The following is a 21377-nucleotide window of genomic DNA, read 5'->3' as shown; positions in this document are numbered from 1 at the left end:
GGCGGGCCCATGCATGTAATCCTGGTGACGATGGGCTCTGCCGGGGACCTGTTCCCGTTCCTGTGGATCGGGCGGGCCCTGCGCGAGCGCGGGCATCGCGTCGATTTTCTCGGCCCCGAGTTGCATGCGCTGTACGTCGATGCGGCTGGCCTGACCTTTCACGGGCTGCCGGCCGATCCGGCCGTGCTCGATCATCCAGACCTGTGGCATCCCACCCGTGGCCTTGCCGTGGTGTGGGACGCAACGCGACCGGCGATGGCGCAGTTGCCTGCGATGGTGGCGGCGCTCGACAGTGGTAAGGACACCTTGCTGCTCGTGCATCCGCTGGCCCTGCCCGAAGCAGATATTTGCCGCTACAACCGGCCTGGCCTGCGCATTGCAGCGACCTGGCTGGCGCCATCGAACCTTCCTACCGTACACGATCCGCTGCTGCTGGGGCCCTGGCCCGTGCCCACCTGGGTGCCGCATGGCGTGCGTCGCTGGTTGTGGCGCACGCTCGCCGCACGCTTCATCGATCCGGTCGCCTTGCCCGGCCTGAACGCGGCGCGTGCAGAGCGGGGATTGCCCCGCGTGCGCAGCCTGATCGACTACATCCAGACCGTTCCCGACCTGTCGCTGGCGCTGTTTCCCGACTGGTTTGCCGCGCCCGTGCCGGACTGGCCGCAGCCGCTGTATCAGGCCGGCTTTCCCCTCTACGATCCCGACCCGGACGCTGCGCCGAGCGCCACACTGCGAGCGTTTCTCGCTGCTGGTGCGCCACCGGTCGTGTTCACGCCAGGCACCGGCAACCGGCAGGCGGGGCGCTATTTCGAAGCGGCGGCGCAAGCCGTCGCGCGGCTGGGGCTGCGGGCGATTTTCCTGACCCCGCACCGCGAGCAGTTGCCCGGCTCGCTGCCACCATCCATTTGCTGGCAAGACTACGTGCCGCTCAAGGCCTTGCTGCCGCACGTCGCAGCGCTGGTTCACCACGGCGGCATCGGCACGACGGCCGAAGCGCTGCGCGCCGGCACGCCGCAACTGGTGGTGCCGCTCGCGCACGATCAGTTCGATAATGCGGCAAGGGTGATGGCGCTGGGGGCGGGCACCAGCCTGCATGCCAGGCGCGTAACACCGGCGAGGATGGCGAGCGCGCTGCAGCAGGTTGTCACGGGCCCGGTAGCATTGCAAGCGGCGGCGGTGGCCGCCCGGTTCGCGGCGCCGGACAGGCTCGATGCGCTGTGTCGACAGCTGGAAGACCTGGCGCACGCTTGAGCCGATTGTTGGTAAGCGCACCGACACCATCGCGGCAATAGCGTCCAATGGCATATCTAGAATATGCCGGAGGGCAGATGCCCAGCAAGAAAACCACCCCCCAGAACGCTGCCGAAGACGGCTTCGTCCATGTCCGCGGCGCCCGCGAACACAATCTGAAAAACGTCAGCCTCGATATCCCGCGCGGACAGCTCGTGGTATTTACCGGGGTCTCGGGCTCGGGTAAATCGTCGCTCGCCTTCGGCACGCTGTACGCCGAAGCCCAGCGGCGCTATCTCGAATCGGTCTCGCCCTATGCGCGGCGTCTGTTCCACCAGATGCCGGTGCCCGAGGTCGACACGATCGAAGGCTTGCCGCCGGCTGTCGCCCTGCAGCAGCAGCGCGGCACGCCCACGGCCCGCTCGTCGGTCGGCAGCGTCAGTACGTTGTCCAATTCGCTGCGCATGCTGTATTCGCGCGCTGGCGATTATCCTGCGGGGCAAGAGCTGCTGTACGCCGAATCGTTCTCGCCCAACACGCCGCAGGGCGCGTGCCCGCGCTGTTCGGGCATGGGGCGCGTGTTCGAGGTGACCGAGCAATCGATGGTTCCGGACGACAGCCTGACGATCCGCGAACGGGCGATTGCCGCCTGGCCGCCGGCCTGGCATGGCCAGAACCTGCGCGACATTCTGGTCACGCTGGGTTACGACGTCGACACCCCATGGCGCGATCTGCCGAAGAAAGACCGCGACTGGATTCTGTATACCGAAGAAAGCCCGAGCGTGCCGGTGTACGGCGGCCTGACGCCTGCAGAAACCCGCGCCGCGCTCAAGCGCAAGGACACGCCCAGCTACCAGGGTACGTTCACCGGTGTGCGCCGCTACGTGATGCAGACCTTTGCCAATACCGAAAGCGCGTCGATGAAAAAGCGCGTGGCGCGCTACATGGTCAGCACCGCGTGTCCGGAATGCGAAGGCAAGCGCCTGCGGCGCGAGTCGCTGTCGGTGACGTTCGCCGGCATGGACATCGCCGAACTCTCGCGCCTGCCGCTGGCGCGCCTGGCCGAACTGCTGGCGCCGTACACCCACGCGACGAGCAAGGTCGAGAAAGGCTTGCACGCCGAACAGCTGATCGTGCGCCGGCGCATTGCTGACGACCTGTCGGCGCGCATCGAGGTGCTGCTGGCCCTGGGTCTCGGTTACCTGGCGCTCGATCGCAGCACGCCGAGCCTGTCGCCGGGCGAACTGCAGCGTCTGCGCCTGGCCACGCAAGTGCGTTCCAGCCTGTTCGGCGTCGTCTACGTGCTCGATGAACCGTCGGCCGGCCTGCATCCGGCCGATGCCGAAGCGCTGCTCGACGCGCTGGCGCAACTGAAAGCGGCCGGCAACTCGCTGTTCGTCGTTGAACACGCGCTGGACGTGATCCGCCAGGCCGACTGGATCGTCGACGTCGGCCCGCTGGCCGGCGAACGTGGTGGCCAGGTGCTGTACAGCGGCGTGCCGGACGGCTTGCGCGACGTGGAAGCATCGCAAACGCGGCGTTACCTGTTCGGCGAAGCGGCCCTGGCGCCGCGCACGCCACGCGAACCGACCGGCTGGCTCAAGCTCGAGGGCGTACGCCGCAACAATCTGCAGGATCTCGCTGTGGCGTTCCCGCTCGGCGTCCTCACGAGCGTGACGGGCGTGTCGGGCTCGGGCAAATCGAGCCTCGTCAGTCAGGTGCTGGTCGAGCTGGTCGGCGCGGCGCTGGGGCAGGGCAGTGCGGTGGCCGACGAGCAGTCCGACGAACCGGACCTGGAACGCGACGAAGCCTTGCCGCTGGAAGGGCGCATCGTGGCCGGCATGGAGGGCGTGCGGCGCCTGGTGCGGGTCGACCAGAAGCCGATCGGGCGCACGCCGCGCTCGAACCTGGCCACCTACACGGGCCTGTTCGACCAGGTGCGCAAGCTGTTTGCGGCCACGCCGGCTGCGAAGAAACGGCGTTTCGACGCTGGCCGCTTCTCGTTCAACGTCGCCAAGGGCCGGTGCGAGCACTGCGCCGGCGAAGGCTTCGTGATGGTCGAGCTGCTATTCCTGCCGAGCGTGTACGCGCCATGCCCGACCTGTGATGGCGCACGCTACAACGCGCAGACGCTCGAAGTGACCTACCGTGGAAAGAACATCGCCGAGGTCCTGGGCATGACGGTGGGCGAGGCGATCACCTTCTTCAAGGATGAAGCGCTGGTCGAGCGTTCGCTGGAAGTGCTGAACGAGGTCGGGCTGGATTATCTGCGCCTGGGCCAGCCGGCCACCGAGCTGTCGGGCGGCGAGGCGCAGCGCATCAAGCTGGCGTCCGAGCTGCAGCGCGCCACGCGTGGCAATGCGCTGTATGTGCTGGACGAGCCGACCACCGGCCTGCACCCGGTCGATGCCGACCGCCTGATGGTGCAGCTGAACCGGCTGGTCGACGCCGGTAACACGGTGATCGTGGTCGAGCACACGATGCGCGTGGTCGCCGGCAGCGACTGGGTGATCGATGTCGGCCCCGGTGCGGGCGATCTGGGCGGCAATATCGTGGTCGCCGGGCCGCCGCAGGATGTCGCACGCAACAAGAAAAGCCGCACTGCGCAGTACCTGAAACCGCATCTGGGCGAGGCCCGGTAGCACGCGAAGCGGTGCGCCCGGCGCGTATCCATTTTGCTAAGATTACGGTGTTGTGCACGGTCGCGCTTTGGCACGACCGTGCGCATTTCGTGTGGGCGCGATGACACATTTGCGTTACACTTGGGATATCTTTTTTCTAACAGAACAACAGGCATGCCCGGTCCAACCATCGACAACAGCACATTTCGCCGCATCCTTTCCCGCAATGTCGCGCTGCCGTTAGGCATGAGCATTATCAGTGCGGTCGTGTTCGTTGGCATCATCGCCTACCTGATCAATAACCTGACCTGGGTCGAGCATTCCCAGAAGGTGATCGGCAACGCGCACGAGATCCGCAAGCTGTCGGCCGAAATGGAAGCCGGCATGCGCGGCTATCTGCTGGCGGGCGACGAAGAGTTCCTGACGCCTTACCTGCTGTCGGCGCAGCGGATGGGCAGCAGCCTCGATACGCTGGGTGAACTGGTCAAGGACAATGGCGCGCAGGCCGAACGCATCACGCGCATTGCGCAGGTCCAGAAGCAATGGGAGGCGTTTGCCGACGAGATGATCGCGCGGCGCCGGGCCAATGACCTGAATTACATCGATGCGGTCAGAAGCGGTCGCGGCCGCTTGCTCACCGACGAGATGCGCCGCAATTTCGACCTCGTGCTGGCGGCCGAAGCCCGGCTGCTGCAGGAGCGCAGCGACAACGCGCGCAGCACGACCTTCTGGTCGGTGGCGCTGTTTTTGCTGCTGTCGGCACTGGTCGGTGGCGGTCTGGCCATCTTCGGCCGGCGCCAGTTGATGACGCTGTCCAATACCTATAACGAAGTGCTGGGCCACGAAGCCGAGCACAACGAAAAACTGCGCCACCAGGAGTGGCTCCGTACCGGTCAGAACGAACTGACCGTGCGCAGCGCCGGCATCCACCACCTCGAGCCGCTGGCCGATGCGGTGCTGCCGTACGTCGTCAAGTATCTCGATGGCGTCGTGGGTGCCATGTATGTGCGCAGCGAAGACGGCGTGCTGCGCCGCATTGGCGCGTATGGCTTCAACCACACCCCGTCCGAGCGTGCCGAATTCATCCAGCCTGGCGCGTCGCTGGCCAGCCAGGCGGCGCAGGAAAACCGCCTGATGGTGCTGGACGAGCTGCCACCCGGTTACATGAAGGTCAGCTCCAGCCTTGGCGAGACGCCCCCGCGCGCGCTGATCATCGCGCCGTTCTACAACCACGGCAAGGTCAAGGGCGTGTTCGAGATCGCCTTCCTGCGTCCGGTGGAACTGCGCGACCGCGAATTCCTCGGCTTCATCGCGCAGGCGGTGGGGGCGGCCATGGCGGCCGTGCTGTATCGCCAGCGCCTGCAGGATTCGCTCGAAGAGAGCCAGACGCTCAACGAAGAACTGCAAGTCCAGCAGGAAGAGCTGCGCACTGCCAACGAAGAGCTCGAAGAGCAGTCGCGCGCACTCGAAGAATCGCAGTCGGCACTGGAAAACCAGCAGGCCGAGCTGCGCACCACCAACGACCAGCTGGCCGAACAGGCCTTGAACCTGGACATGAAGAACTCGGCGCTGCAGTCGGCGCAGGAGCAATTGCAGCAGCGCGCCGTGGAGCTGGAAAGCGCGAGCCGCTATAAGTCCGAGTTCCTGGCCAATATGTCGCACGAGCTGCGCACGCCACTGAACAGCTCGCTGATCCTGGCCAAGCTGCTGTCCGACAATACGCCGGGCAACCTGAGCGACGAGCAGGTGCGCTTCGCGCAAACCATCTATTCGGCCGGCAATGACCTGCTGCACCTGATCAACGACATTCTCGATATCTCGAAGGTCGAAGCAGGCAAGCTGGAGCTGGTGCCCGAAGACGTGCCGGTGCGGCGCGTCGTCGAAGGCCTGGCGCGCACGTTCGAGCCGCTCGCGCGCCAGAAGTCACTCGAGTTCCGCATCGACGTGGCGCCCGACGTGCCGGCAGCGATCAATACCGACCGCCAGCGCATGGAGCAGATCCTCAAGAACCTGCTGTCGAACGCCGTCAAGTTCACCGATGCAGGCGCCGTCACGTTGTCGGTGCTCACGACGTCCGATGGCGCTGTCGCGTTCCGCGTGCAGGACAGCGGGATCGGCATCGCGCCCGACCAGCAGGACAAGATTTTTGACGCCTTCCACCAGGCCGACGGCACCACCAGCCGCCGCTTTGGCGGCACGGGCCTGGGCCTGTCGATTTCGCGCGACCTCACGCGCCTGCTGGGCGGCGGCATTTCGGTGTCGAGCGCGCCGGACCAGGGCAGTGTGTTTACGCTGACGCTGCCGCAGCGCCTGCCGGATTCCCAGCTCTCGTCCGCCTCGTCGATGTCGGCCCCCGTGGTGACCAGTGCGCAGCCATACCATGCGCCAGCCCCGGTGGTCCGCGCCGCCGCGCCAGCACCCGCGCCTGCACCGGCGCCAGCGCCCGCACCGGTCGTGACCGACCACTACGAAAGCTTCCCGGACGACCGCGACCGCCCGGCCGATGGCCGGCGCAGCGTGCTGGTGGTCGAAGACGAAATGGCGTTCGCGCGCATCCTGTACGACCTGGCGCGCGAGCTCGATTACCGCTGCCTGGTGGCGATGAGCGCCGAAGAAGGCCTGGCGCTGGCAATCAGTCAGCGGCCCGATGCCGTGCTGCTCGACGTGCGCCTGCCCGACCGCTCGGGCCTGACCGTGCTGCAGCAACTGAAGGACAACCCGGCCACGCGCCACATCCCGGTGCACATCATCTCCAGCATCGAGAACGGCGGCGAGGCGCTGCACCTGGGCGCGATCGGTTACGCGCTCAAGCCTGCAAGCCGCGAAGAACTCGAGGAAGTGTTCCGCAAGCTGCAGGAGAAGTCGGCGCAGAAGATCAAGCGCGTGCTGCTGGTCGAGGACGACGAACGCCAGCGCGAAAGCGTCGTGGCGCTGATCGCCGACGACGACGTGCAGATCTCGGCGGTGGGCACGGCCAACGAAGCGCTCAATCTGCTGCGCGCCGAGATCTTCGACTGTATGGTCATCGACCTGAAGCTGCCCGACATGCAGGGCGGCGAGCTGCTCGAGCGCATGTCGCATGAAGAGCTGTGCTCGTTCCCACCCGTGATTGTCTACACGGGCCGCAACCTGACCCGCGACGAAGAAGCGCAGCTGCTGCGCTATTCGCGCTCGATCATCATCAAGGGCGCCCGTTCGCCGGAACGCCTGCTGGATGAAGTCACGCTCTTCCTGCACAAGGTCGAATCAGAACTGTCGACCGAGCGCCAGAGCATGCTCAAGGCCGTGCGCGGCCGCGATCGCGTGTTTGAAGGCCGCACGATCCTGCTGGTGGACGACGACGTGCGCAATGTGTTCGCACTGACCGCGGCGCTCGAGCAGCGCGGCGCGAAGGTCGAAGTAGGCCGCAACGGCTTTGAAGCGATTGCAAAACTCGATGAAGTACCGGGCATCGACCTGGTGCTGATGGACATCATGATGCCGGGGATGGACGGCATGGAAGCGACGCGCCGCATTCGCGCCGACGGCCGCTTCGACCGCCTCCCGATCATCGCCATCACGGCCAAGGCGATGAAGGACGACCAGGAACAATGCCTGGCCGCCGGCGCCAACGATTACCTGGCCAAGCCGATTGACCTGTCCCGCCTGTACTCCCTGTTGCGGGTCTGGATGCCGACCCTGGAGCGCATTTGAGCCATACGCCGAGCGACTTCGACATCGAGCTGCGGATGCTCGTCGAAGCCGTCTACCTGAAATACAACTATGACTTCCGCGACTACACCGGCGCCTCGCAAAAGCGCCGCGTGCTGGTGGCCATGCGCGAGATGGGGTGCAACACCGTCTCGGAGCTGCAGTCGCGCGTGCTGCACGATCCGAACGGCTTTGCCCAGCTGCTGCAATACCTGACGATTCCCGTCACCGAAATGTTCCGCGACCCGGAGTACTTCAGGGCGGTGCGCGAACAGGTCGCGCCGTTCCTCAAGACCTACCCGTCGCTCAAGATCTGGGTGGCCGGCTGCAGCACGGGCGAAGAAGTCTATTCGCTGGCAATCCTCTTGAAAGAAGAAGGGCTGCTCGAACGCAGCATCATCTACGCGACCGACATCAATCCGAAGTCGCTCGAGACGGCGCGGCGCGGCGTGTATCCGATCGACCGCATGCGCCTGTACACCGAGAATTACCAGAAGTCCGGCGGCAAGGCCGCATTCTCGGACTATTACACGGCGGCCTACGGTGGCGCGCTGTTCGAGCGCAGCCTGATCGAGAACGTGACCTTTGCCGACCATAGCCTGTCGACCGACACCGTGTTCTCGGAAACGCATTTCGTCAGCTGCCGCAATGTGCTGATCTACTTTAACCGCACGCTGCAGGACCGCGTGTTCGGGCTGTTCCATGAATCGCTGTGCTACCGGGGCTTCCTGGGCCTGGGCAGCAAGGAAAGCATCGACTTTTCCAGCTACGCCGGGCGCTTCGAGCCACTGGCGCGGCGGGAACGGGTGTATCGCAAGGCCGTGCCATGAGCCTGAACGAACAGGTGGCGGCGGCACTGGGCAAGCGGCGCATCGAGCTGGTGTTGATTGGCGGCTCGGCCGGCGGCGTCGATGCGCTGCTGAGCTTGCTGCCGTCGCTGCAGCCAGGCTATACGCCAGCCGTGGTCTGCATCCTGCACGTGCCGGGCGACCGTGAAAGCCGGCTGGCCGAACTGTTCGATGCGCGCGTGATGCTCCCGGTGCGCGAAGCACGCGACAAGGCCCCGATCGAACCGGGCGTCGTGTATTTCGCCGGCTCGGGGTACCATCTGTCGATCGAGCAGGACCGCAGCTTTTCGCTCAGCTGCGAAGCGCCTGTCCAGTACGCCCGGCCGTCGATCGATGTCCTGATGGAATCGACCGCCAGCGTGTATGGACCGGCAATGACCGGTATACTATTGACCGGCGCCAACTTTGATGGCGCCGAAGGGATGTGCAGTATCCGCGAACACGGCGGACTGACCATTGTCCAGGATCCTGAAGAAGCGCACGCCAGTACGATGCCGAGAGAAGCCATCCGGCGCTGCGCACCACACCTGGTGCTGCCGCTGGCCGATATTCGCGCCGCGCTGCCCCTGTTGGAGACCCCATGAGCGCCCATGAATTAAGCAAAATCCTGATCGTCGACGACTTGCCCGAGAACCTGCAGGCCCTCGAGGCACTGCTGCGCCACGACCAGCGCGTGATTCACCAGGCCAATTCCGGCGACGCCGCGCTGGCCTTGCTGCTCGAGCACGAATTCGCACTGGCCATCCTCGACGTGCAGATGCCGGGCATGAACGGCTTCGAACTGGCCGAGGTAATGCGCTCGACGTCGCGCACGCGCCATATCCCGATCGTCTTTGTTTCGGCGGCAGGGCGTGAGCTCGACTACGCCTTCAAGGGCTATGAAAACGGCGCCGTCGATTTTCTCTATAAACCGATCGACCCGGGCGCGGTGCGCAGCAAGGTCGCCGTGTTCGTCGCGCTCGACCAGCAGCGCCGTGAGACGCGGCGCCAGATGCTGGCGCTCGAGCGCAGCCGGCAAGAACAAGAAACGCTGCTGCGCGAGCTGAACCAGACCCAGCAGGAGCTGCAGCGCTCGCTCAAGATGCGCGACGAATTCATGTCGCTCGTCGCGCACGAATTGCGCACGCCGCTCAACACGCTGTTTTTGGAAACCCAGATGCGCAGCCTGCAGATCAAGCGCGGCAACGCGGCCGCGTTCGCGCCGCAGCAGATGGAAGCGATGGTCCAGCGCGACGAGCGCCAGATCAAGTCGATGATCCGCCTGATCGACGACATGCTGGACGTGTCGCGCATGCGCAGTGGCAAGCTGTCGATTCGCCCGACGCAGGTGCAGTTGATGAGTTTGCTGGAACGCATCGTCAGCGACCTGTCGCTGCAGGCGGCCACGACGGGCAGTTCACTGACCTTGCAGCCGCACGATCCCGTCAGTGGCTGCTGGGACGAGTTCCGCGTCGAGCAGGTGATCGTCAACCTGCTGACCAATGCGCTGCGCTATGGCGGCGGCCAGCCGGTGCAAGTGAGTGTCGAGCAGATGGGGGAGTGTGTGCGCATCGACGTGCGTGACGGCGGCAAGGGCATTGCGCCGGCCGACCTGGAGCGCATCTTCGAGCCCTACGAGCGGGGCGCCCGCAACGGCGAGCCGAAGGGCCTGGGGCTGGGCCTGTATATTTCGCGCCAACTGGCGATCTCGCACAGCGGCGAGTTGCGGGTCACGAGCAGCCCCGGTGAAGGCTCGACCTTCAGCCTGATGTTGCCGTGCACCGCCGTGCCGGTCTGTGCCTGACGGCATCGCCATGGGGAAACCGGCATGCTGTTGTCTGCATCATAGTCAAAATCAATCAACAGTATCCAATCAATCAATTTCCCAAAAGACGAGCAGAGCGGTACACTGCTTGTCATACGTTTCATCAACCACAAAACAGGAGCTTACATGTCCCTTATCAACACCCAGATCAAGCCGTTCAAAGCCACCGCCTACGCGAATGGCAAATTCATCGACCTGACCGAAGAAAACTTCAAGGGTACCTGGTCGGTGGTGATGTTCTACCCGGCCGACTTTACCTTCGTCTGCCCAACTGAACTGGAAGATCTGGCCTCGTTCCAGCCTGAATTCGAAAAGCTGGGCGTGAATGTGTACGGCGTCTCGACCGACAGCCACTTCGCTCACAAGGCATGGCACGACACCTCGGACGCGATCAAGAAAGTGAACTACCCGCTGATCGGCGACCCGACCGGCACCCTGTCGCGCAACTTTGAAGTCATGATCGAAGAAGAAGGCATGGCACTGCGCGGTACCTTCGTCATCAATCCAGAAGGCCAGATCAAGGTCATGGAAGTGCATGACAACGGCATCGGCCGCGACGCATCGGAACTGATGCGCAAAGTCAAAGCTGCCCAGTACGTCGCTGCTCACCCAGGCGAAGTCTGCCCAGCCAAGTGGACCGAAGGCGCTGACACCCTGACCCCATCGCTGGACCTGGTCGGCAAGATCTAAGTAACACGGTAGTTCGGTAGCCCCCTGACCGGGCCGCTGCGGCGGCCCGGTGCTTTTACCGCCATCCATTTATTGATTCAAAGAGTTTAAGGAAACCATCATGCTTGACGCGACCCTCAAGAAACAGTTGCAAGCCTATCTGGAAAAAGTGGTGCAGCCGATCGAGCTGGTTGCATCCTTGGATGATTCGCCGAAAGCGCGCGAAATGGACGAGCTGCTGCGTGAAATCGCAGAGCTGAGCAACAAGATCACCGTGCGCCAGGAAGCCAATGAGCGCACCCCGTCGTTCGCGATCAACCGCGTTGGCACCGATGTCGGCGTGCGTTTCGCCGGCATCCCGCTGGGCCATGAATTTACCTCCCTCGTGCTGGCACTGCTGCACGTGGGCGGCCACACCATCAAGCTGGAGCAGGCGGTTATCGACCAGATCGCTGCCCTGGATGGTGACTATGTTTTTGAAACCTACATCTCGCTGTCGTGCCACAACTGCCCGGAAGTCGTGCAGGCACTGAACACGATGTCGGTGATTAACCCGCGCATCAAGGTCGTGACGATCGATGGCGGTGTCTTCAAGCAGGAAGTTGAAAGCAAGCAGATCCTTGCTGTGCCGATGATGTTCCTCAATGGCCAGCATTTCGGCCAGGGCCGCACCAGCGTCGAAGAGATCCTCTCGAAGATCGACGTGAACGGCGGCGCGAAAAAAGCGGCGGCACTGAGCGAGAAAGAAGCCTTTGACGTGCTGATCGTCGGCGGTGGCCCGGCCGGCGCGGCTGCAGCAATCTATGCTGCTCGCAAGGGTATCCGTACCGGCGTGCTGGCCGACCGTTTCGGTGGCCAGGTGCTCGATACGCTGGCGATCGAGAACTACGTGTCGCTCAAGGCAACCGATGGCCCGAAATTCGCCGTCGCACTGGAAGAGCACGTCAAGGATTACGACGTCGATATCATGAACACGCAGCGCGCCAGCAAGGTGGTGGGCGGCAGCCTGATCGAAGTCCACACCGAGAGTGGTGCGGTCCTGAAGTCGAAGTCGGTGATCATTGCGACGGGCGCTCGCTGGCGCGAGATCAATGTGCCGGGCGAAAAAGAGTACAAAAACCACGGTGTGGCGTACTGCCCGCACTGCGACGGCCCGCTGTTCAAGGGCAAGCGTGTGTCGGTGATCGGTGGCGGTAACTCGGGCGTGGAAGCGGCGATTGACCTGGCCGGTCTCGTCAAGGAAGTCACGCTGATCGAATTCGGTAATGAATTGCGCGCCGATGCGGTCCTGCAGCGCAAGCTGATGTCGCTGCCGAACGTGAAGGTGATCAAATCGGCACAGACTACCGAGATCCACGGTGACGGCAAGATCGTCAACGGCCTGAGCTACAAGGATCGCAATACCGGCGCAATCCACCGGATCGATCTGGAAGGCGTGTTCGTGCAGATCGGCCTGATCCCGAACTCGGAATTCCTGAAGGGTTCGATCGATCTGTCGGCGCACGGCGAAATCGAAATCGATGCACGCGGCCACACCTCGATGCCGGGCGTGTTTGCCGCAGGCGACGTGACGACGGTGCCGTTCAAGCAGATCGTGATTGCAGTGGGTGAGGGTGCGAAAGCATCGCTGGCAGCCTTTGACTACCTGATCCGCCAGCCGGTGGAACTGGAAGAGGACGAGCAGAAAGCTGCTTGATGAAGCGCGGGCCGAAAGGCCCGCTGCAGAACAAGTTGGAGCGAGCCGACCGGCTTGCTCGCAATGACAATGAACGCCGTCTTCCCAGTGGAAGATGGCGTTTTTTATTTAGTGCAGCGAGAACAGTACGGTCGAGGCGATGGCGCCCGACTCCAGCAAGAACCAGGTGGCAGCGCTGGCGAGGGCCAGATGGACGGCAGTCCAGGTCATTGGGTGGCGGCGCATGGTGAATCTCCTGGGTGGTGGCAATACTGTGAGTGTGGATCACATCTTAAGTCGCCAATTGCGCCCTGGGCATCGGTAAATACTCCGTCGTTCTGTAGGACTAAACCTTCTTGAGAATTTGTGTCGCACAATTGAGATCTAATCGACAATATTTTCAGAAGGTGGCGCTCCTACGCCCAAAGTAGGTGGCGTCCTATAGTCGAGTCGGGGCGGTCAACCTACAGTCGATATCACCATGACACGACACGACCCCACCCTCATGCACCGCGGCCTCATGGCCGTGCGCCGCAACTCCATCCAGCGCCTCCTCGACGGTGTCTTCGGCATCGCCAAGCTGCGCGACGGCCAGCAACGCGTGATCGACAGCGTCCTTGATGGCAAGGACACGCTGGCGATCATGCCCACGGGTGGCGGCAAATCGCTGTGCTACCAGATACCGGCGAAGATGCTCGAAGGGATCACGGTCGTCGTCTCGCCGCTGATCTCGCTGATGAAGGACCAGCTCGAAAAGCTCGAGGAAATCGGCGTGCGCGCGGTGCAGGTCAACAGCTGCCTGAACGCTGAAGAAGAACATGCGGCGATTGCAGCCATCGAGCAGGAAACCTGCGAGATCGTGTTCTGCACGCCAGAGCGCATGGTCTCGCCCGAGTTCATCGCAACGCTGCAGAAGGTCAAGCTCGACATCGTCGTCATCGACGAGGCGCACTGCATCTCGCAGTGGGGTCACGATTTCCGTCCGGCCTATATCGGCTTGGGCGCTGCTATCGAAGCGATCGGCCGCCCGCCGGTGCTGGCACTGACGGCCACTGCCACTGACGAAGTGGTTGCCGACATCAACAAGCAGCTGGGCCGCAAGCTCAATGTCATCAACACCGGCGTGTACCGCCCGAACCTGCACTACGCGGTCCAGCAGGTCACGAGCGTCGCTGAAAAATACCAGGCGGCGCTGCAGCTGGTGCAGGCTTCCGAAGGCGTCGGCATCGTCTACGCGGCCACCGTCAAGGCGGCAGAGGACATGCTGGCCGTGCTCGAAGAAGCGGGCGAGTCGGTCACGATTTACCACGGCAAACTGCCGGCCGCCGAGCGCAAGCAGAACCAGGACCTGTTCATGGACGGCGAGCGCCGCGTGATGGTCGCGACCAATGCGTTCGGCATGGGCATCGACAAGGGCGATACCCGCTTCGTGATCCACCTGCAGATTCCGCCGAATCTTGAATCGTATTACCAGGAATCCGGCCGCGCCGGGCGCGACGGGCTGGACGCGACCTGCACGCTGCTGTACCTGCGGGACGACAAGCGCCTGCAGCAGTTCTTCCTGATGAAGCACTACCCGTGCGCGCAGGAGCTGCAACTCGTGCATTGCACCGTGCGTGGACTGGGCGATACCGGTCCCGTCACCCCGGCGCGCCTGGACGAAGCGCTGGCCGACCTGGCTGACTCGAGCATCAAGGTCTGCATCAAGCTGCTCAAGGATGCCAAGCTGATTCGCCAGAACCGCAAGCTCGAATACACCGCCACCAGCGCCGAGCCAAAGCCGGGCATCTTCGACAAGCTCGCTGCCGTCTACGTCCAGAAGCAGGAACACGACAAGCACGCGCTCGAACAGATGGTCAGCTATGCTGTCAGCGGCTTCTGCCGCTGGAAGCTGATCCTTGACTATTTCGACGACAAAGTGGCCGGCTTCCAGAACTGCTGCAAGTGCGACAACTGCCTCAATCCCCCTGCGCTGTCGCTGACCGAAGGCATTGAAATTCGTGACGACGAGTTCGATCACGAGCCGGTGGCCGAGGTACCGGCGCCGAAGTTCGCCGTCGGCGCACGTGCCTGCTCGGCGAAGTATGGTGAAGGTGTCGTGACCGCCGTCGCCGGCGACCAGATCACGCTCGATTTTGCCGATGGAGAAAGCCGGACCTTCATGGTCGACTTCCTCACCCCGGCGTAAGGATGGCCATGGGAGACATGGTCGTTGTCCGCAAGGAGGGCCTGTACTGCGTACCGGGTGATTTCTATATCGATCCATGGCGCCCGGTGCCGCGCGCCGTGATCACGCACGCGCACGGCGACCATGCGCGCGTCGGCCACGGCCACTACCTGGCCGCTGCGCCAGGCATTGGCGTGCTCAAGTCGCGCTTGGGCGACATCACGGTCGACGCGATGGAATACGGCCAGTCGGTCACGCACAACGGCGTCAAGATTTCACTGCATCCGGCCGGTCACGTGCTGGGTTCTGCGCAGGTGCGCATGGAATGCGGCGGTGAAGTCTGGGTTGCATCGGGCGACTACAAGGTCGAGCCGGACAAAACCTGCGCGCCGTTCGAACCGGTGCGCTGCGACACGTTCATTACCGAATCCACCTTCGGCTTGCCGATCTACCGCTGGCAGCCCGAGGCCGAACTGATGGCCGAGATCAACGCCTGGTGGCGCAAGAATGCCGACGAGGGCCGTTGCAGCGTCGTGTTCGCGTACTCGTTCGGCAAGGCGCAGCGCATCCTGGCGGGGCTCGACCCGAGCATCGGCACGATCGTTTGCCACGGGTCGGTCGAGCCGCTCAACCGTGCCTACCGCGCCGAAGGTGTCGACATTCCACCGACCGTGCTGGTTACCGACGTCGAGAAGGCATTGCTGCGGCGTGCGATGGTGATCGCGCCGCCATCGGCCAGTGGTTCCACCTGGATGAAGCGCTTCGGCGACTACAGCGATGCCTTCGCCAGCGGCTGGATGTTGCTGCGCGGCGCGCGCCGCCGGCGCGGGGTCGATCGCGGCTTCGTGCTGTCGGACCATGCCGACTGGCCAGGGCTGATGAGCGCCATCAAGGCCACCGAGGCCGAGCGCGTGATCGTCACGCACGGTTCGATTCCAACACTCGTGCGCTGGCTGAACCAGAACGGGCTTGAAGCATCCGGCTTCGAGACCGAATACGGCGACGAGGAGGCGGGCGAGTCCGCATCGGATGGCGCGCCGAAGGAATCGATCGCGCCTGCGGAAACGGTTGAGCCCCAGACGCCGGCAGGAGCAGCCGATGCGTGAATTCGCCCGCCTCTACGCCGACCTCGACGAAACCACGTCGACCACCCGCAAGCTCGAAGCACTGCAGGCGTATTTTTCCAATGCCGCGCCCGAGAACGCGGCGTGGGCCGTGTACTTCCTGGCCGGCGGCAAGCCGCGCCAGGCGGTGCCGACCAAACTGCTGCGCCAGTACGCCATCGAGTACGCCGTGCTGGACGAGTGGCTGTTCGACGAGTCATATGCAGCCGTGGGCGACTTCGCCGAAACTATCGCGCACATCCTGCCACCACCGACCGAGCGCTCCGACGTTGGCCTCGCCGAGTGGATGGAAGAGCGCATTGGCCCGTTGCGCGGCGCCGATCCGGGCCGCATCCGAGAGGCGCTGTTCGGCTACTGGAATGAGCTCGACTGGCGCGAGCGCTTCCTGCTGGTCAAGCTGATTGGCGGCGGTTTCCGTGTGGGCGTCTCGCGCCTGCTCGTCACGCGCGCGCTCGCTGCGATTGCAGCAGTGGACAGCAAACTCATTGCCCAGCGCCTGATGGGCTGGACCGATGGGCGCGTGAAGCCTACGGCGACGGGTTTTCTGCAACTGATCGCCGAGCAGTCGGCCGAAGAACACAAGCTGCGCGGTGGCCAGCCGTACCCGTTCTTCCTGTCGCACCAGCTGGCGGCCGAACCTGCGACGCTGGGCGAGCCGGCTGACTGGATCGTCGAATGGAAGTACGACGGCATCCGCGCCCAACTCGTGCGACGCGACGGGCAGAGTTTCCTGTGGTCGCGCGGCGAAGACCTGATTACCGAGCGGTTCCCTGAACTGGCGGCAGCGCGCCTGCCGGACGGCATGGTGCTCGATGGCGAAGTGCTGATCTGGCAGCCCGATGCGGCGATGCCGTCGCCGTTCGCCGACCTGCAAAAGCGCATCGGCCGCAAGACTTTGTCCGCCAAACTGCTGGCCGAACTGCCTGCGGTGCTGTGCTGCTATGACCTGCTCGAACTGGACGGTGTTGACCTGCGCGGCTTGCCACAGCATGAGCGGCGCGCGCTGCTCGAAGTCGAAGTGGCCAAGCTCGACCAGCGCCAGTTGCGTCTGTCGCCGGTGGTCGAGGCGGACAGCTGGGAAGCGCTGGCCGAGCTGCGCGCCGGTTCGCGTGCGCGCAGCGTCGAGGGCATGATGCTCAAGGCGCGCACGGCGCAGTATGGCGTCGGGCGTACGAAGGATGTTGGCACCTGGTGGAAGTGGAAAATCGATCCGTATGCTATCGACGCGGTACTGCTGTACGCGCAGCCGGGCAGCGGGCGGCGCGCGTCGCTGTACACCGACTACACGTTCGCCGTCTGGGACGGGGAGGGCGAGGAGCGCAAGCTGGTGCCGTTCGCGAAAGCGTATTCAGGCCTGACCGATGCCGAGATCGGGCAGGTCGACAATGTCATCCGGCGCACGACGATCGAAAAGTTCGGGCCGGTACGGTCGGTGAAGCCGACGATGGTGTTCGAGATCGGCTTCGAGGGCATCGCGCTCTCGCCCCGTCACAAGGCCGGCATCGCGGTGCGCTTTCCCCGCATCCTGCGCCGCCGCACCGACAAACCGGTTGAAGAAGCCGATACACTCGACACGCTCAAGGGTTTGCTGGAGGCGGCAAGGGCATGAGTCGCAACGAGGTGAAGGATCGGGTCGACGCCTGGTTTGCCGGGCGTGGCTGGACGGTATTCCCGTTCCAGCGCAATGTCTGGAAAGCGGCGCTCAAGGGCGAATCGGGCCTGCTGCATGCGAATACCGGCGCCGGCAAGACCTTTGCTGTCTGGTTCGCAGCGCTGCAGCGCGCGGGCCTCGCGTCCGGCCGCAACAAGGCCGGCTTGCGGGTTCTGTGGATCACGCCGATGCGGGCGCTGGCGGCCGATACACAACGCGCGCTCGAAGATTCCGCGGCCGAGCTGATGCCCGAGTGGCGCATCGGCGCGCGCACCGGCGACACGAAAGCCAGCGAGCGGGCGCGCCAGACGCGCAGCATGCCGGCGACCCTGGTGACGACGCCCGAAAGCCTGACGCTCATGATCAGCAATGCGGCGGCGCTCGAACAGTTCCGCAATCTCGACATGATCATCGTCGACGAATGGCACGAGCTGATGGGCAGCAAGCGCGGCGTGCAGGTGCAACTGGCGCTGGCGAGGCTGCGGCGCTGGCGGCCCGAGCTCCTGGTCTGGGGCGTCTCGGCGACGATGGGCAATCTCGATCTGGCACGCCAGGTGCTGCTTGGCGCGGACGCGGGCGTGCTGGTCGAGGGCGACACGCGCAAGAAGATCGTTGTCGATTCCCTGATTCCCGAGAACGTGTCGCGCTTTCCGTGGGGTGGCCATCTGGGCCTGCAGATGCTGCAGCCCGTGATCGACGAGATCGAAAAACACGAGGCGACGCTGGTGTTTACCAACACCCGCTCGCAGTCCGAGATCTGGTACCAGAACATCCTCGAGGCGCGACCCGACTGGGCCGGCGTGATCGCGCTGCACCACGGCTCGCTCGATCGCGAGGTGCGCGAGTGGGTCGAGCTTGGCCTGAAAAGCGGCATCCTCAAGGCCGTCATCTGCACCGCGAGCCTGGATCTGGGCGTGGACTTTTTGCCAGTCGAGCGCGTGCTGCAGATCGGCAGCGCCAAGGGCGTGGCGCGCCTCTTGCAACGTGCGGGGCGCAGCGGCCACGCGCCGGGGCGTGTGTCGCGTGTGACGCTGGTGCCGACCAACAGTCTCGAATTGCTTGAGGCTGCAGGCGCACGCAAGGCGGTGGCGGCGCGCCGCATCGAAGGGCGCTACGTGCCCAACAAGCCGTTCGACGTGCTGGTCCAGCACATCGTGACGGTGGCGCTGGGCGGGGGCTTTCGCTCCGAAGAACTGTACGACGAAGTGCGCCAGGCCTGGTCGTACCGGCACCTGACGCAGGAAGAGTGGCAGTGGGCGCTCGACTTTGTCGCGCGCGGTGGCCAGAGCCTGACCGTGTATCCCGAATACCGGCGCGTGCTGCCTGACGAAGAGGGCGTCTATCGCGTGCCCGATGCCGCCATCGGCCGCCGGCACCGCATGAGCATCGGCACCATCATGTCCGATGCGACGATCCAGGTGAAGTACATGTCGGGCGGGCGCATCGGCAGCGTCGAAGAGTCATTCATCTCGCGCCTGAAACCGGGCGACCGTTTCCTGTTCGGCGGGCGCATCCTCGAATTCGTGCGCGTGCACGAATTGACAGCGTTCGTGCGGCGCGCCACCGGCACGCGCGGGGCCATCGCGCGCTGGCAGGGTGCCAAGATGCCGATGTCGAACGAGCTGGCGCACGCCGCGCTGGAAGAACTCCGGCTGGCTGATGCGGGCGTGTTCGACGGCCCCGAGATGCGCGCGCTGGCGCCGCTGATCGAGATCCAGCAGCGCTGGTCGGCGCTGCCCACCAGCGAAACGCTGGTGCTCGAATCGATGAAGAGCCGCGAAGGGTATCACCTGTTCGTGTACCCGTTCGCGGGGCGCTCGGTGCACATGGGGCTGGCCTCGCTGATGGCGTTTCGCGTCGGGCGCGTGCAGCCGATCACGTTCTCGATTGCGATCAACGACTATGGCTTCGAGCTGATGTCGCCCGAGCCGGTGGACTGGGCAGGCATGTTAGACGCGTCCACCGGGGCGGGTGTGACGCTGTTCGATACCGAGCGCCTGCTCGAAGACGTCATCGACAGCCTGAATGCCACGCAGTTGTCGCAGCAGCGCTTTCGCGAAGTCGCGCGCATCGCGGGGCTCGTGTTCCAGGGCTATCCGGGCCAGCCGAAATCGAACCGGCAACTGCAGGCGTCGTCGTCGCTGTTCTTCGAGGTGTTTCGCAAGCACGATGCTGGCAATCTGCTACTGACGCAGGCCGAGCGCGAAGTGATGGAGCAGGAACTGGAACTGACGCGCCTGCGCGACACGCTGCTCGAGCTGCACGCGCGCCGCGTGGCCTACCGCGAGGTCAAGCGCGCCACGCCCTTCGGCTTCGCGCTGATGGTCGAGCGCTTCCGCGAAAAGGTCAGCACCGAGAAACTGAGCGACCGCGTCGCGCGCATGGTGCGCGAACTCGAAAAGGCGGCCGCATGACCCATGCAGCTATCCAGGTGGCGGGCGAGACGCTGCTGCTGTTGCCCGAGAAGGCCGTGTACTGGCCTGCCCGGCGCATGCTGATCGTGGCCGACATCCACTTTGGCAAAGCGGCGGCGTTTCGTTCGCTCGGCGTGCCGGTGCCGCGCGGGACGACCTCGGAAAACCTGGCAGGCCTGGACGCCCTGGTCGCGCAGCACGACGCGCGCCACGTCGCGTTCCTCGGTGACTTCCTGCATGCGCGGGCGGCCCATGCCAGTTCGACCCAGCTGGCGATGCTGGCCTGGCGCGGGCGCCACCCGGACCTGGCCTTGACGCTCGTGCGCGGCAATCACGACCTGCACGCGGGTGATCCGTCCGATGCGTTGGGCATCGAGCTGGTCGACGAGCCGCATGCGATCGGCCCGTTTGCGTTCTGCCACCATCCCGGTGTGGATGCGGCGGGTTACGGTCTGGCCGGGCACGTGCATCCGGTGTACGTGCTGGCCACGCGCTTCGATGCGCTGCGCCTGCCGTGCTTTGTCGTTGGCACGCAGGGCCTGCTCCTGCCGTCATTCGGCGCATTTACGGGCGGTCACGCGGTCAAACCGGGGCCGGGCGACCGCATCTACGTGACCTCGGGCGACATGGTGCACGGCGTCGGCTAGTGGCTTCGTACGTCAGCGTACCGACCCGGCGCTGCGGTCGCGATAAGGTCGGACACGACTCAGCCGATGCCAGGAGAATGCCAATGAATCTACGCCTCATGATGTGTACCATCGCCGCCGCCATGGCGCCCGCCACGGTGCTGCTGACCGCCAGCGGCACTGCCGTGGCCCAGCCTGCGCCGCAAAGCCGTACTGCCACGCCGGCAATCAATGGTTTCAATGTCGAAGAAGTCGCGCGGCTCGACCAGGGCGTCCGCCTGCAGTTCGATCTGTACGGCACGCCGGGCGGGAACGCCACGCTGAACCTCGATGGTGCGAACCGTGCGCTGCATCTGACCGAAGTCGAGCCCGGCCAGTACACGGGTTCGTATGTGATCGGCACGCGCGACCGCCTGAAGGCCGACAGCCGCGTGACCGCTGAGCTGCGCATGGGGAACGAGGTGGCCACGAGCGTACTGCGTGAGTCGCTCGTGCGCAGCGACGTGGCGCAGCCCGCAGACGACACGCGCCAACTGGCGACCAAGGATGCGCGCATCGTCGCGGCAGCGCCCGGCGCGGCGCCACCACCGGCACCGCGTACGACCGAGCGTCCGCGCGTGGCCCGTTACTGCACCAGCTGCGGCATTATTGAGAAAGTGGAAACCGTGCAGGGCGCCTTGCCCAATCCACGGCCATTGGCCAGCGACGCGACGGAGCGCCAGTACTTCCGCGTGACGGTGCGCATGAATACGACCGACACCACGCAAGTGCTGGAGTTCGCCAACAATCCGGGCTACCGGACGGGTGACCGCGTGCGCGTCAGCGACGGCGTGCTGACACTCGACAAACAAGAGTAAG

14 protein-coding genes are annotated in these 21377 nt (G+C 64.6%); all 14 read left to right on the top strand.

Features of this window, described 5'->3' with window-relative positions:
* The first annotated feature begins 9 nt into the window (after nucleotides 1–9).
* The 14 genes from AC56LY_RS13785 (at nucleotide 10) to AC56LY_RS13720 (ending at nucleotide 21376) form a co-directional block, all read left to right on the top strand.
* Nucleotides 10–1251: a glycosyltransferase gene (locus AC56LY_RS13785; protein ID WP_499580391.1), complete on the top strand. Its 1242-nt coding sequence runs from the start codon at nucleotides 10–12 to the stop codon at nucleotides 1249–1251.
* Between the two features lie 77 nt (nucleotides 1252–1328).
* Nucleotides 1329–3872 (top strand): excinuclease ABC subunit UvrA, encoded by a 2544-nt coding sequence (locus AC56LY_RS13780; protein WP_499580390.1) that lies wholly within the window; start codon nucleotides 1329–1331, stop codon nucleotides 3870–3872.
* 153 nt (nucleotides 3873–4025) lie between these two features.
* On the top strand, nucleotides 4026–7544 hold the full coding sequence (locus tag AC56LY_RS13775; protein WP_499580388.1) for a response regulator: 3519 nt from the start codon (nucleotides 4026–4028) through the stop codon (nucleotides 7542–7544).
* A gap of 35 nt (nucleotides 7545–7579) precedes the next feature.
* Nucleotides 7580–8371: a CheR family methyltransferase gene (locus AC56LY_RS13770; protein WP_258835977.1), complete on the top strand. Its 792-nt coding sequence runs from the start codon at nucleotides 7580–7582 to the stop codon at nucleotides 8369–8371.
* The gene (locus AC56LY_RS13765; protein WP_332531531.1) at nucleotides 8368–8973 is read left to right on the top strand and encodes a chemotaxis protein CheB; all 606 of its coding nucleotides are present in this window, start codon (nucleotides 8368–8370) and stop codon (nucleotides 8971–8973) included. The genes AC56LY_RS13770 and AC56LY_RS13765 overlap by 4 nt, the downstream gene beginning before the upstream one ends.
* Nucleotides 8970–10172 carry a hybrid sensor histidine kinase/response regulator gene (locus AC56LY_RS13760; protein ID WP_499580385.1) on the top strand — a complete coding sequence of 401 codons (1203 nt, stop codon included), beginning with the start codon at nucleotides 8970–8972 and terminating at the stop codon, nucleotides 10170–10172. Before AC56LY_RS13765 ends, AC56LY_RS13760 begins: the two co-directional genes overlap by 4 nt.
* A 147-nt stretch (nucleotides 10173–10319) precedes the next feature.
* A complete protein-coding gene (ahpC, locus tag AC56LY_RS13755; protein ID WP_499580383.1) occupies nucleotides 10320–10883 on the top strand; it encodes an alkyl hydroperoxide reductase subunit C in 564 nt (187 codons plus the stop codon).
* Between the two features lie 100 nt (nucleotides 10884–10983).
* Nucleotides 10984–12558 (top strand): alkyl hydroperoxide reductase subunit F, encoded by a 1575-nt coding sequence (gene ahpF, locus AC56LY_RS13750; RefSeq protein ID WP_499580381.1) that lies wholly within the window; start codon nucleotides 10984–10986, stop codon nucleotides 12556–12558.
* 484 nt (nucleotides 12559–13042) lie between these two features.
* Nucleotides 13043–14725, top strand: coding sequence for a RecQ family ATP-dependent DNA helicase (locus tag AC56LY_RS13745; RefSeq protein ID WP_499580379.1), 1683 nt, complete (start codon nucleotides 13043–13045; stop codon nucleotides 14723–14725).
* 8 nt (nucleotides 14726–14733) lie between these two features.
* Nucleotides 14734–15810: a ligase-associated DNA damage response exonuclease gene (locus AC56LY_RS13740; protein WP_499580377.1), complete on the top strand. Its 1077-nt coding sequence runs from the start codon at nucleotides 14734–14736 to the stop codon at nucleotides 15808–15810.
* The gene (locus tag AC56LY_RS13735) at nucleotides 15803–17437 is read left to right on the top strand and encodes an ATP-dependent DNA ligase (protein WP_499580375.1); all 1635 of its coding nucleotides are present in this window, start codon (nucleotides 15803–15805) and stop codon (nucleotides 17435–17437) included. Before AC56LY_RS13740 ends, AC56LY_RS13735 begins: the two co-directional genes overlap by 8 nt.
* A complete protein-coding gene (locus tag AC56LY_RS13730) occupies nucleotides 17434–19893 on the top strand; it encodes a ligase-associated DNA damage response DEXH box helicase (RefSeq protein WP_499580373.1) in 2460 nt (819 codons plus the stop codon). Before AC56LY_RS13735 ends, AC56LY_RS13730 begins: the two co-directional genes overlap by 4 nt.
* Nucleotides 19890–20540: a ligase-associated DNA damage response endonuclease PdeM gene (pdeM, locus tag AC56LY_RS13725; RefSeq protein WP_499580371.1), complete on the top strand. Its 651-nt coding sequence runs from the start codon at nucleotides 19890–19892 to the stop codon at nucleotides 20538–20540. The genes AC56LY_RS13730 and pdeM overlap by 4 nt, the downstream gene beginning before the upstream one ends.
* Nucleotides 20541–20623: 83 nt before the next feature.
* Nucleotides 20624–21376 (top strand): hypothetical protein, encoded by a 753-nt coding sequence (locus tag AC56LY_RS13720; protein ID WP_499580369.1) that lies wholly within the window; start codon nucleotides 20624–20626, stop codon nucleotides 21374–21376.
* The last annotated feature ends 1 nt before the right edge of the window (nucleotide 21377 follow it).

This window comes from Telluria sp. ZT3P25, assembly GCF_059685895.1.
Note: the sequence above shows the minus strand (reverse complement) of the source record. Positions and strands in the feature narration are given on the sequence as shown.

Excerpts from the sequence above, each read along its gene's own strand:
- AC56LY_RS13785 (WP_499580391.1), top strand. The coding sequence starts at position 10 with ATGCATGTAATCCTGGTGACGATGGGCTCTGCCGGGGACCTGTTCCCG.
- AC56LY_RS13780 (WP_499580390.1), top strand. The coding sequence starts at position 1,329 with ATGCCCAGCAAGAAAACCACCCCCCAGAACGCTGCCGAAGACGGCTTC.
- AC56LY_RS13775 (WP_499580388.1), top strand. The coding sequence starts at position 4,026 with ATGCCCGGTCCAACCATCGACAACAGCACATTTCGCCGCATCCTTTCC.
- AC56LY_RS13770 (WP_258835977.1), top strand. The coding sequence starts at position 7,580 with ATGCTCGTCGAAGCCGTCTACCTGAAATACAACTATGACTTCCGCGAC.
- AC56LY_RS13765 (WP_332531531.1), top strand. The coding sequence starts at position 8,368 with ATGAGCCTGAACGAACAGGTGGCGGCGGCACTGGGCAAGCGGCGCATC.
- AC56LY_RS13760 (WP_499580385.1), top strand. The coding sequence starts at position 8,970 with ATGAGCGCCCATGAATTAAGCAAAATCCTGATCGTCGACGACTTGCCC.
- ahpC (WP_499580383.1), top strand. The coding sequence starts at position 10,320 with ATGTCCCTTATCAACACCCAGATCAAGCCGTTCAAAGCCACCGCCTAC.
- ahpF (WP_499580381.1), top strand. The coding sequence starts at position 10,984 with ATGCTTGACGCGACCCTCAAGAAACAGTTGCAAGCCTATCTGGAAAAA.
- AC56LY_RS13745 (WP_499580379.1), top strand. The coding sequence starts at position 13,043 with ATGCACCGCGGCCTCATGGCCGTGCGCCGCAACTCCATCCAGCGCCTC.
- AC56LY_RS13740 (WP_499580377.1), top strand. The coding sequence starts at position 14,734 with ATGGGAGACATGGTCGTTGTCCGCAAGGAGGGCCTGTACTGCGTACCG.
- AC56LY_RS13735 (WP_499580375.1), top strand. The coding sequence starts at position 15,803 with ATGCGTGAATTCGCCCGCCTCTACGCCGACCTCGACGAAACCACGTCG.
- AC56LY_RS13730 (WP_499580373.1), top strand. The coding sequence starts at position 17,434 with ATGAGTCGCAACGAGGTGAAGGATCGGGTCGACGCCTGGTTTGCCGGG.
- pdeM (WP_499580371.1), top strand. The coding sequence starts at position 19,890 with ATGACCCATGCAGCTATCCAGGTGGCGGGCGAGACGCTGCTGCTGTTG.
- AC56LY_RS13720 (WP_499580369.1), top strand. The coding sequence starts at position 20,624 with ATGAATCTACGCCTCATGATGTGTACCATCGCCGCCGCCATGGCGCCC.